Source organism: Flagellimonas sp. B-3, assembly GCF_056857835.1.
Map to the genome: position 1 here is coordinate 88,025 of NZ_JBSXNW010000020.1, position 11,722 is coordinate 99,746.

At 39.7% G+C, this 11,722-nt stretch carries 9 protein-coding genes and 1 tRNA gene; 8 read left to right on the top strand and 2 right to left on the bottom strand.

Translation table 11 applies throughout. The annotated features are described in order from the left end of the window. Positions 1-6: 6 nt before the first annotated feature. The 3 genes from AC13CS_RS09690 to AC13CS_RS09700 all read left to right on the top strand — a co-directional run bounded on the left by AC13CS_RS09690 (position 7) and on the right by AC13CS_RS09700 (position 2,554). Positions 7-873 (top strand): sugar phosphate isomerase/epimerase family protein, encoded by an 867-nt coding sequence (locus AC13CS_RS09690; protein WP_293162490.1) that lies wholly within the window; start codon positions 7-9, stop codon positions 871-873. Between the two features lie 104 nt (positions 874-977). Next, a tRNA-Arg gene (locus AC13CS_RS09695) sits at positions 978-1,051 on the top strand. 231 nt (positions 1,052-1,282) lie between these two features. Further along, entirely contained in the window at positions 1,283-2,554 is a 1,272-nt protein-coding gene (locus AC13CS_RS09700) for a site-specific integrase (protein ID WP_482888734.1), read from the top strand. A 697-nt stretch (positions 2,555-3,251) separates the two neighbouring features. On the opposite strand, the gene AC13CS_RS09705 is transcribed toward AC13CS_RS09700, so the two are convergent. Next, complete coding sequence (locus AC13CS_RS09705) at positions 3,252-4,913, bottom strand: MORN repeat-containing protein (RefSeq protein WP_482888735.1); 1,662 nt, start codon at positions 4,911-4,913, stop codon at positions 3,252-3,254. Between the two features lie 119 nt (positions 4,914-5,032). On the opposite strand from AC13CS_RS09705, the gene AC13CS_RS09710 reads away from it, so the two are divergent. The 5 genes from AC13CS_RS09710 to AC13CS_RS09730 all read left to right on the top strand — a co-directional run bounded on the left by AC13CS_RS09710 (position 5,033) and on the right by AC13CS_RS09730 (position 10,214). Then, the gene (locus AC13CS_RS09710; RefSeq protein ID WP_293162605.1) at positions 5,033-6,043 is read left to right on the top strand and encodes a hypothetical protein; all 1,011 of its coding nucleotides are present in this window, start codon (positions 5,033-5,035) and stop codon (positions 6,041-6,043) included. A 10-nt stretch (positions 6,044-6,053) separates the two neighbouring features. Beyond that, entirely contained in the window at positions 6,054-6,392 is a 339-nt protein-coding gene (locus AC13CS_RS09715) for a hypothetical protein (RefSeq protein ID WP_293162608.1), read from the top strand. Between the two features lie 96 nt (positions 6,393-6,488). Then, a complete protein-coding gene (locus tag AC13CS_RS09720; RefSeq protein ID WP_292963445.1) occupies positions 6,489-7,499 on the top strand; it encodes a hypothetical protein in 1,011 nt (336 codons plus the stop codon). 138 nt (positions 7,500-7,637) lie between these two features. Then, positions 7,638-9,530: an ATP-binding protein gene (locus AC13CS_RS09725; RefSeq protein ID WP_293162611.1), complete on the top strand. Its 1,893-nt coding sequence runs from the start codon at positions 7,638-7,640 to the stop codon at positions 9,528-9,530. 27 nt (positions 9,531-9,557) lie between these two features. After that, the gene (locus AC13CS_RS09730) at positions 9,558-10,214 is read left to right on the top strand and encodes a response regulator (RefSeq protein WP_119638406.1); all 657 of its coding nucleotides are present in this window, start codon (positions 9,558-9,560) and stop codon (positions 10,212-10,214) included. A gap of 694 nt (positions 10,215-10,908) precedes the next feature. On the opposite strand, the gene AC13CS_RS09735 is transcribed toward AC13CS_RS09730, so the two are convergent. After that, positions 10,909-11,722 (bottom strand): PorP/SprF family type IX secretion system membrane protein (locus AC13CS_RS09735; RefSeq protein ID WP_482888736.1); only part of this gene is annotated, 814 nt, incomplete at its 5' end.

An 11,722-nucleotide genomic window follows, 5' to 3' on the forward strand; every position in this document is an offset into this window, starting at 1 on the left:
ATACCAATGGACAGAATTTTATCATTTAAAGGGATTTTAACCCTCGCCTTTACACTATTTTCAATTACATTTTATGCTCAAGACAGTTTTGGCGGACTCGCATTATATACCGTGCGTGAAAACATGGGGGAAGATGCCAAGGCTACTTTACAAAAGGTGGCGGATGCAGGTTATGCCTATATTGAAGCGGCTGATTATAAAGACGGAAAATTTTATGGCATGGAGCCACAGGCATTTAAAGCGTACGCGGAGAGTTTGGGGCTGGACCCGGTAAGTGCACACATGGGGAGTGTAACTTTGGATAATGCAGATCAGCAAATTGCTGACACCAAGGCCGCGGGATTTGAATATTTCACGATTCCAGTGCCACCGATGGGCATGTTCACTTTTGATCCAAAGAACAGAACCATGGGTATGAAAGGTACTATGAAAGAGTTTGCTGATATTCTTACAACATTGGGAGAAAAATGTGAAGCAGCTGGATTGAAACTATTGTACCACAACCACGATTTTGAATTCAAGGACAATGAAGAAGGAGTAAAACCAATAGTTTATTTGCTGGAAAACACGGATCCAAAATATGTAAACTTCCAAATGGATTTATATTGGGTTACTAGAGCTGGAGCAGACCCGGTCGATTACTTTGAGGAATATCCAGGAAGATTTAAGTTATGGCACGTAAAGGACATGGACGAGGAAGGAAAATTTGCACCCGTAGGAGAGGGTACCATTGATTTTAAAAGAATTCTGGGAGAAAAAGGAACTTCTGGAATGATAAAATACTTTGTTGAACAGGATATGACTTGGGACAAAAAACCTTTGGAAGTCATTAAGATTAGCCATAAAGGCTTGAAAGAGATAGGTTTTAAGTGAAAATTAATGTAACCGTTTTAAATGTCTTTTCATAAAAGTGATAAGAAATTAAAAAAATATTTTTTACAATCGGTTACATTAGTATCTTTGCACCCGCAAAGTTTGGTCGCGTAGCTCAGCTGGATAGAGCATCTGCCTTCTAAGCAGACGGTCGAAGGTTCGAATCCTTCCGCGATCACTTTAAGAGTTCAAATAAATACAAAGCCTTGCATATCTTATTGATTTGCAAGGCTTTAATGTTTTAGGAGCCCCATTTGAATTGGTTTGAAATGGTATGTTTTGGTTTGTAATTCGGTTAGTAAATTTTTTTCTTCAAAGTGTTAACCGAATAAGCGTGTAATTAACTATATTACAATCACTTAGTATTTGACTTTCGTAGGTAATTATCATTCAATTTAACACAAAACCTATGAGAACCCGGACAACATTTTCAATCAGTTTCTGGATAAGTACTTCCCGAAGAAATGACGGCAACGCAAAGATTTATGCCCGAATCACCGTTGATTCGCAAAGGGCAAACATGAGTTTAAAGTATACTATCCCGAAAGAGATCTGGGACAGTAAGGGGTCGAAGGTTCTGGGGCGAACAAAAGAAGCTCAGGAAATCAACACTTATCTGATGGAAGTTGAAACAGAACTTTTTCAATGCTATCGTGAACTTCGGTCTAGAACATCCCATATCACTCCACAAATGGTCAAAGCGCACTATTTTGGAGAAGATGTGAGTGAAGTTACTTTAAAGAGTTTGTTTGAGTATCACAATACACACAATGCACATTGTCTTTGCAAGGCTACTCTTAGTCATTACAAGACATGTCAGAAGTACCTGTTGAAGTATATCAAACAACAATATAAATGTGATAATTACAGATTATCCCAGCTTAATCATCAATTTATAGTTGGATTTAAAACATATTTACGCAAACTACATCCCATAAATCATCACGCTAACCTTTCAAACAATGGTGCAATGAAGCATATTCAACGTCTACGAAAAATGATTAGAATAGCCGTTGATAATGAATGGATAGATAAAGACCCATTTCAAAAGTTTAAAATTAGAATGGAAAGAAAGGAAAGGGAGTTTTTGAACTTACCTGAACTTCAGAAAATTCAAGAATATCAAACAGGGATTGAACGGTTACGTATAGTAAAGGACTTGTTTGTTTTTAGTTGCTATACTGGTATTTCTTATTGTGATATAATGGGCCTTAGCGAAGACAACCTTGTACTTGGCATTGATGGAAAATATTGGATAAGCACAAAAAGGATGAAAACGAAGAATAGTTTTAAGCTTCCATTGGTTGGTCCAGCATTATCTATTATTAAACGATACCAATATCATCCTAAACGAGAACCTGAAAAACTATTCCCTAGAATCTCCAATCAAAAATTGAACAGTTATTTAAAGGAAATCGCGGATGCATGTGACATTCCAAAAAATGTTACTTTCCATATGGCAAGGCACACTTTTGCAACTACGATTACTTTGAGTAATGGGGTTCCCATAGAGACGGTTTCCAAAATATTAGGACATACAAAATTGGCCACTACCCAAGTTTATGCAAGAGTATTGGATAAGAAAATAAGTGAAGATATGAGTGGTCTAGAAACGATTCTGGATTCGAAATTTTCAGATTCAAATGACAATATGGAAAAGTTTGGAAATCTTGACTTTTGATTTGTAATTCTGAAAAGCCATTCATAAATGCACATCATATGTTTTGTCACAAGTCCTACCTTTAAACTTTGAGTTTGGTTTCTATTTGTTTTTTGTTGAGTTCAGGAAGATATGTTTAATCAACAACTTATAATCAACAAAAACCACAGAAATTGTTGATGGCTTTGCACACCAAAGAAAGGTATTTGGGTTTTCACGCTCGCGTGAAAAAAGGAATAGCAAGAGGGTGATGCGCAGATTGCGCCATCACAGTTGTTTTCGGGTCTTCAACAAGTTGAAAATCAGTGAATTGAATTGATTTTGGAATCCTGTACAGAAAAAGAGGCTACAGTAGACTTTTCCAAAATCTACAGTAAACCCTTTGGGAAGCCCTGTAAACACTGGAAATTTTTGACGAAAAAATTGACGAAATTTGACGAAAAAATAAAATCGCACCTATGGAAAAACAATCCGAAGCTTGAAATAACGGAAAGAAGATTGGAACGATATAAAATTGAGGCCAACAGACCATTGGATTACCTCAATTGATGAGAAGAGTATATCGGATTAATGGTTAAAATTGCCTCGCTCAGTAAGGTTAGTTTGGCAAGATTTGGGGCTTGCAGCACTTCACTGCGTTCCGTTCGCTAAATTTTGATTTTTTAATACTCAAGGAATCTTGAGTAGCTTAAGCTTTTCATAAAAGCGCTCAAGTTTTCTAGAACTTTCCGGTCAATTGCCCATCACCCCAAATACCTTTTTGTAGTATTTGATGCTCTTTGTTATAAAAAATGCCAAGTCCATTACGTTTTCCTTGTGAAAAATCACCCAAATAATATTGTCCGCTAGGTCTATAGAATTCTTGACCGTAACCGTTATGCTGTTCATTAACAATTGTTCCGATATGCGCCATTCCAGATTTCCAAGAGTAAGCACCTAAATGATCTCTTTTGCCATTGGTGAAAAATCCAACATAGCTATCTCCATTATCATACTTATAGTATCCAAATCCATTCTGACAGTCACCTACACAGTTTCCCTTTGCTATTTTGTTCTTATAGTTATTGGTTAGTAGGTCTTGGGTCAATTTCCCTTTTTCATATTTACCCGCCTGCAATATTTCACCCCCATTTTTGATGTAGCCATATCCGTTTTGAAAACCCTTTTCCCATTGTCCGATGTAGTAGTTTTTACTGCCAACCCAGGTGTATATACCGAATCCGTCCCTGAAACCATTTACAAAGTTGCCTTGATAATATCCTGAATTATCCTTGTAGAATAAAGTTCCTTGGCCATTGGCCTTGCCATCACTAAAAAAACCTTCAATGGTATATGTCCCAAAATCAGCTTTCCCAAACCCATTAGAACAGTCACCGTTTAAACATGTTGGGGAAATCTCGTTTTTAGTTGCGTTGCTTGTACCTTTGTTGTTTTTGTTTCTGAGCTTAGTGATATCTTGAAGGAATTTCATGGATTTGGACATCAATATGGAATCGCTGAGTTTTGGGAGGTCTTTCAATTTGCTCTGGTTGGATGAATAGGCGATTTCTGGAGTACTTGGCACATTGCTACCTGTTGCCGTGCCATCTGTGTACGTGATGGTCCTGTATTTTACCTCATCGATGATCCATTGATATTTGGTTTCGGTAAAGTTTGATGCCCTAAATTTGGTTCTTTCAATCCAATTGCCACGCTGGTCGTAAACATACTTATATAAAAGGCTTTCCCAAATCTTGGACATGCCCAATTCTTCCTCCAATAACTTTTTGTCATTGTATTTAAAATAACGTATATCCTTTTGATTGTAGGATTCATCTAGTTTTAGTCCATCGTAGGTATATTCACTGGAGTAGAATACCTTGCTTTCTCCATTGTTTGCTTCCGCAAGCTCATAGACGATCACGTATTTTTTGTACTTAAAGATTGCACCGTATTTTAAACCGCCAAGAACAATGTATTGACCTTCATCGTTTTTTACGGTTTCGGGTAGGTCATCCGAAATTATACCAATGGGTGTTTCATAGATATAAAGGGTTTTATCCAAACCTTCTTGTTTACCTAATGGATTGAATTTTTTCTCTATGGCTTTTGACGCATTATTAATGTAATCATAAGTGGTAAGCTTTTCGTAATTATTATCCAGGTAAAGTTTGTCCTCTGTTAAATAACCATCGGGGTTGAACATGAGTTGGTTCTTTTCACTGTACAAATGGGCTCCGATAACATGATATTTGGTGATGGACATCGCTGTTACCTGCCCATACTTGATGTCAAAATTGCTGAGGTGCAGGTTTTGGGCAGACCCTTGGTAATGAAAAAAGTGGGCAAGAATTATAAATATGGCAAGGGAAAGTCTTTTGGTATTGGTAATGGAATTCATTTTTTTTGGATTGGTTTTCAGCAAAACTATCTGTATGCCATGCTATGCCGCAATAGGACAATTGCCCTATTGTGGGGATTCTAGGAGGCCCTAATTTTGGCTCTACCAAATTGTGGATCATGCCTAAATTGGAAACATTGCCCTTAGAACATAGAGATAAGACCAAGCTGAGGCGTCAATTATATGGAATGTTGTTATTTCCGGTAGTGGTTATCGGTATATTCTGGTTGTTTCTGTCGTTTATGTTCAATTCAGGTTTTGCAGATGATTCAGTTGGAGTCTACATGATGGTGGCCTTCTCGGTCTTATTTTTTAGCGTCATAGCCTATATTATTGCATCCACGGCAATCGATTTAAAACTAGGTTTAAAATCTCGGGTTTCTGGAAAGATCACCGACAAAAGGATGCATTGGGCCACAACGGGAGACAGGCCTGTTTACGGGCACAAAACAAGGACCCGAACTAGAAGGTCATATTATGTTTATATTGATAATGAGGAGTTTTCGGTGGACTATTCTTATTACTCAAAAGCTAGAATCGGAGCAGAGGTGCAGCTGGACCGTGCTCCCAAATCAGGAATCACACTAAATCTTCATGTTTTGGGGCAAGTTGAGGATGCCCATGTTGCTCAAAAGCTTGACGAAGAAGAAAAGTTTCTGGAAAAACACATTCCACATACTCGCTATACCCCAAAAGATTATGAAGCCTTGCATAGGATCTGGAAAACGGAAATAAAAAAGCGTTTGGTAAGGTCCAGTCCATTTATCACTATTGGCCTTTTAATGATCATTAGCGGTTTTTGGAGCTTCGTCGTGCTATTGTTTCCAATCTGGGTCGTACCTCTTTTTCAATTTTATAGATTATATGTGGCCTACCGAAATTATAACAGGAACAAGGAAAGGTCCCATAAACGTGGAGTTCCATCCATCGTCGAAGATAAATTCGCACTGACTTCCAACCGATATGCCAATTCCAATCGAATCATACTTACATCAGGACCACTCTTGGTAAGCTCAACACTGTACGACAAACTCTTTATTGGGGACAAAGTATTGGTTTACAAGACACAATATGGAAATGTGCCGTTGAGCATTGTGCTGCCCAATGGTGAAGAAGTTTATTTGGTATAAAAAACATATTATGTTCGGTAGTGTGCTATTGTTGATCGCGATGCTTGGGCCCATGGTACTTCTGGCAACTTTTCTGTATTATCGTTATCCTAATACAGCTGTGAGCCGTATGAATCAATGCATACCGCCGGCAATATCGGCGATTTCAGCATGGGCGCTGTGCACCAGTTGGCTATGGTTCTACCTTTTCAACTTCTATTTGAGTCTACCTGCGTTTCTTTTGGCATTGGCGTTGCACATTTATGCAACCCTGAAAAAATTGAACCCAAAGTTGCAACGCATCAATTCGGCTTTGCTTTTGGCAACATTCGTGATGGGGCTTTTAAGCTTTTTCTATTTTGATATTTGACATATAGCCACCTATTCCCTGTCATTTTACGACAATTGCCCTATTGAGTTCAACGCCATTGGATGCTATGTTTGTTCAAAACTTTAAACCAATAGTATGAAACGTATCAATTTACCCATGTTATCTTTTTTATTGATTCTACTTTGTGCCTCCCCTGTGGCATTTGCACAAAATGTAAAGGATTTTAAGATAAAAATGTTGGGGCCGGCCAATCTCAATTTTAGAAAAAGTCCAAAACGAATCGTCATTTCCGATTTTCAGGTCAATTTTCAAACAGCATTGCAGTTAGAGGACAAGAAAAAAGGAGGCAAAATGTGGCGAGGAGGACTAAAAGGAGATGCAAAGGCGTCGTTGACCTTGGTGCTGGACGGGCTCAATATTGAAGACCTTCAACAACTTACCGATAAACTCTTTGAAGAGTACAAGGCGGACCTTAGGGCAAAAGGATTTGAAATAGCTTCCGTTGATGAGTTATGGAACCATAGCGCCTATGAGAAAAACCGCGAAAAAAGATGGGATTTGAGGTCTGGTCAAGGTGGAGAAAAAGGAGATGAGTTCGGTGACATAGTAATGCGTCCCACAGGACAAAAATTTATCGTGGCAAAGCAAAATATGGAGAACAAGAAAGCTGGGCCATTAAAGCTAGCCAATTACGAGGAGCAGGTCGAAATGAAGGTGTCCAACCAGAAAAATGATTTTATTTTCAACAAGGTAGTGCTAAATGTTATTTCTTTTGATAATGCATTGAGCGAAACCACAAGAGCCTTGAACAGACATGCCGGGTACGCACAGGTAAAGGCAGAGACCGATTTTAAGATTGATGCATCCAGCGTCAACAGGTTTAACATAGGGCAGATGGTGTCCAACCGTGGAGTAGAGGTTGAAGGCGTTCTTGAAAAGCAAAAATTTGATGCCTCACAGGGAGCAGATGTGGACAAGCGAGGAATGGATGCCGGTGTTTTCCGTGTTTGGAGGGTAGAGGACAAGGAGGACGTTAATGTGTCCGTTGTAAAATGCGATCCAGAAAAATATAAGAAGGGAGCAGAACTTGCAATATCATCATTTTTAGATGCCACCATTCAAAAATTGGTGGACAAGGCGAATTAATTTTTTTGTAAAAACTAAGATTATAAAATCAATTGGATTAGTTTTAAGCACCAACCATTCCTTTTAGTTATAATGACCACTTATTACAAATTTCCAATTACCTTTTTATTCTTTTTGATATTCACGTTGCAGTCAATTTTGGCACAGGATATTAAAAAAGAAATCAAAGCACTTAAGGATACTGCCCAGTTGAAGGAGGGCGGCGATAAAGTTTTGGCACTAAAAGATGTTGGCATGAGGTTTCGGTCCGTAAATATGGACAGTGCCCGATATTACATGGATATGGCCTTTCGACAGGCCGAAATTATGGATGATGACCATTTCAGGGCAAGAATATGGGTAGCGTATGGAGTTCTTTCTCAAGATGAGGGTAGGCCCAAAGAGGCGTTGGATTTTCATTTGAAGGCCAAACCGATTTTAGAAAATTCCAAGGATTATTATGTTTTGGGAAGTCTTTACACGAATATCAGCAATGCATTTGAGGCACTGTCAGAGTTTGACAAGGCTGTGGATTTTCAATTAAAGGCATTGGAAAACTTTAAGGCTGGAAATGATAGTCTGTGGATTGCTGGGTCATATCTAAATCTTGGAAACAGATTTAAGCTCATTGAAGAACCTGACCTTTCATTGGAGTACTACCTCAAGGCAATGGAAATGTATAAAGTTATGGGTAATCAATATATGTTGATTTCGAGCTATAATAGTGCGGCATCGGCCTATATTGTAAAAAAGGAATACGATACAGCATTTGAATATGCAAAAAAAGCATTCGATGGCTTTGGGTCCATGGGAGCAAGATTGGATCAAGCATATCCAGTGACCAATATGGCCTTGGCAAGCTGGGGGCTTGAAAATTTTGAGGAAGCAGAGCGATATTATATCCAGGCCATTTCGCTTCAAGAGGAAAGAGGTGAGCGTCTGGCGTTATATTTTCTAAGAAATGATCTTGCCAATGTACTTCTCAAACAAGGGAAAAAAATCAAGGCAGAGGAATTGGCTTTGACCACATATCAAGAAGCAGAGCAAATAGATTTTATTCCAGCCATTGATGTGTTGTCGAAAACCTTGTCCTTGATTTATGAAGAAAAACCGGATTTTGAAAAGGCCTATGTTTATCATCAAAAACATAAGGAAGCAAGAGATAGCCTTTATTTTGCTGAAAAAGCAAGCGAAATGTTCAACCTTAAGGAAAAATACGAGTCCGAGCAAAAGGAAAACGAAATCCTTCGCCAACACAATGCATTGGTTGAGGGTGAGCTAGTCCTGAAAAATAGGAACAGTATGCTTATGGGCAGTGGGGCTCTATTGGCCATACTGCTTATTGTCGGTTTTCTGATTTTCCGTGAACAAAAGGTAAAGGCGAAGAATTTTGCTAGGGAGACCGCTCTGGAAAAGGCCATGGCAGAAGCCCGAGCACAGGAAAACCTTAAGGAACAACGTTTACGTATTGCCCGAGATTTACACGACAATATTGGGTCGCAGCTCACCTACCTCACCTCAATAACCGATTCGGCAAAGCGCGGAATAGATAGGGGAGAAGTATTTTTAATGGAGAAGCTTACCCAGATGAAACAGTTTTCACTCGTCACCATATCTGAGCTTCGGGATACCATTTGGGCCATGAACAAGGATGAAATCAGTTTGGAGGATATCAAGGAGCGGACCCAGCAATTGGCCGCCACTGTTCATGAAGCCACAGATGATAAAATCAATGTGAAAGTTGAGGGGAATCCGGATCATAAGGTGCTCAATGCCTTTGTGGGGATGAATCTTTTTAGAATTATTCAAGAATCCGTGAACAATGCTGTAAAACATTCAGGGAGCGATCAGATTCAGGTAAGGTTTGTCAATGTTGATGAAAAAGTGCAGATTGAAATAGAGGACTTCGGAAAGGGTTTTGATACATCAAAGGAGTCGACAGGGAACGGACTTCATATAATGAGGAACAGGGCCAAAAAAGCTGGCATTTATTTCAATCAAGAAAGTCTAATCGGTAAAGGCACCAAGGTAACGTTACAGGTAAAGACATAATTCTTTCACTTCAAAAAGTATAGGACCATGAGCAAAATCAAACTGGCCATAGTGGACGATAATACGTTCTTGGCTCGTGCCATAAAAGAGAAATTAGAAGATTTTGAGGATTTGGACATCAAGTACATGGTGTACAACGGTGGGGAGTTGCTGTCTAAATTGGAAAAGAACCACAACCTCGATTTGGTACTTATGGATATAGAAATGCCTGTTTTGGACGGTATAGAAACCGTTCGTATCGTAAAACAGAAATATCCCCACATTAAGTTGCTCATGCTTACCGTTTTCGATAATGATGAGAATATTTTCAATGCAATCCAGGCCGGTGCCGATGGGTATTTGCTCAAGGAAATTGAAGGACAAAAGTTGTACAATGCCATTACCGAGACTCTTGGGGGAGGTGCGGCGATGAGCCCTTCCATTGCGGTAAAGACGCTCAAATTATTACGATATCCGGAAAAACAAGAATCACTATCCGTACAGGAAGATGACGTTTCGTTAAGTTCACGTGAAAAAGAAGTATTGGAACAACTGGCGGAAGGGTTAAGCTATACCGTGATTGCCAATAATCTCTTCCTATCCCCAAGTACGGTAAGGAAGCATATCGAGAATATTTATAGGAAGCTTCAGGTCCACAACAAGTTAGAGGCTGTTCAAAAGGCTAGAAGACAAAGCCTCATATAATATACCTCATACAAACCTTTGAATTTATTCATGGGCATGAATGTAGATACCCCGATTTTTAGGACAGGTTTAATATTTTATAGTTAATTTTGGGTCCTACGAAATGAGATTGCTCATAGTGGTCTGTAATTCGGTTAGTTACAAAACATAAGCAAGGCGAAACCCAATAAAATTAAGGGTTAGCGGACGGGGTTCAAATCCTTCCGCGATCACCAGTAAATAAAGGGCCTTGGAGAGTTTTACTTTCCAAGGCCTATTTTTTTGTAAACACGTCTTTTTTTAACAAAATTTAACTCAAATTATCCTGATTTGTTAAGTTTTGAACCCATTTATCTTGTTTTTATTCATTTTTACCATTCTAACATAGAAACAATCAGACTTCTTTTTGAGACATTTTAATTAGATATAGCATATTCTGTATAAGGAAACTAAAATCATTAGGAGAATATTACAAATAGCTGCTTGCTAGCTCTGGATTTTCTTTTTTGAATTGTGGAGAGATGTTTTATTCGGGGGTGGGAATGAAAACTGCCTTATCTCAATCTGTAAAAACGGGCATGTTGTACCACTCTCGATGGAAAAAATTGGGCACCGCACAACAACGGTAAGCCCCTGGTGTACAAATCTCTGTGACAGAATATTGGATAGTTCACATTTGCCGTTTTCGGTGGTTTCTGTTATCCGTCCAAGCCAGTTACATCTGCAATCTCATGAACAATTCATGGGTATTGTTGTCCAGCCCGTCAATGGGGTTTTGGATGGAGGTCTCATAGGCATAGCCCAAATTGAATCCGTTGCTGATATTGAACAGGAACAGTCCGCTGATGCTTTCATCGTACCTATAGCTGGCGCCAAACTCAAAGCGTTCCCCAAAGTCCAGGATGCCCGTCAGTTCCACGGATATGGGGGAGGCATCCACGTAGCGCAACATCCCCATGGTCTTCAGATCCAAGGTTTTGCCCAAGAGAAAGGTATATCCCCCGCTGAGGTAGGCGTGCATGCGGTCGGTTCCCAAATAGGCATTTCCATCGCGTTCCTGCAAGCGATCCGGGGTCAACAACTTTGGAACGGACAGGGACGCAAAATACCTATCGTGCTTTAAATAGACCCCTGCCCCTACATTGGGGGTGAAACGGCTATCGTAGTCCATCAAGGTTCCATCTTGGCCAACCCCATAGGTGACAAGGCCATTGGTGTTTGCATCATAGGAGTTGGCACTTCCCTTGATCCCGAAGTATAGCCTGTGGTCTTCATCCAATTGGATGTTGTAAGAGACATCGATGGCCATCCAGGTCTGCTGTTCTATAAAAGTTTTATCGTTGAGAATGGAAACCCCTAGACCGACATTTTTTCCAACCGGCATCCCAAAAATGGCACTTTGGCTCTCGGGGGCACCTTCAACGCCCGCCCATTGGCTCCTGATGCCCAAGGAGAGCTCGGCAGCCTCCGAGCTTCCGGCAAAGGCGGGGTTGTAGATGTTCATGTTGTAGCGGTAAAAGGTATAGTTG

What these genes read in the sequence shown, in the direction of transcription:
- AC13CS_RS09690 (WP_293162490.1), top strand. Translation starts at nt 7, where the DNA reads ATGGACAGAATTTTATCATTTAAAGGGATTTTAACCCTCGCCTTTACA.
- AC13CS_RS09700 (WP_482888734.1), top strand. Translation starts at nt 1,283, where the DNA reads ATGAGAACCCGGACAACATTTTCAATCAGTTTCTGGATAAGTACTTCC.
- AC13CS_RS09705 (WP_482888735.1), bottom strand. Translation starts at nt 4,913, where the DNA reads ATGAATTCCATTACCAATACCAAAAGACTTTCCCTTGCCATATTTATA.
- AC13CS_RS09710 (WP_293162605.1), top strand. Translation starts at nt 5,033, where the DNA reads ATGCCTAAATTGGAAACATTGCCCTTAGAACATAGAGATAAGACCAAG.
- AC13CS_RS09715 (WP_293162608.1), top strand. Translation starts at nt 6,054, where the DNA reads ATGTTCGGTAGTGTGCTATTGTTGATCGCGATGCTTGGGCCCATGGTA.
- AC13CS_RS09720 (WP_292963445.1), top strand. Translation starts at nt 6,489, where the DNA reads ATGAAACGTATCAATTTACCCATGTTATCTTTTTTATTGATTCTACTT.
- AC13CS_RS09730 (WP_119638406.1), top strand. Translation starts at nt 9,558, where the DNA reads ATGAGCAAAATCAAACTGGCCATAGTGGACGATAATACGTTCTTGGCT.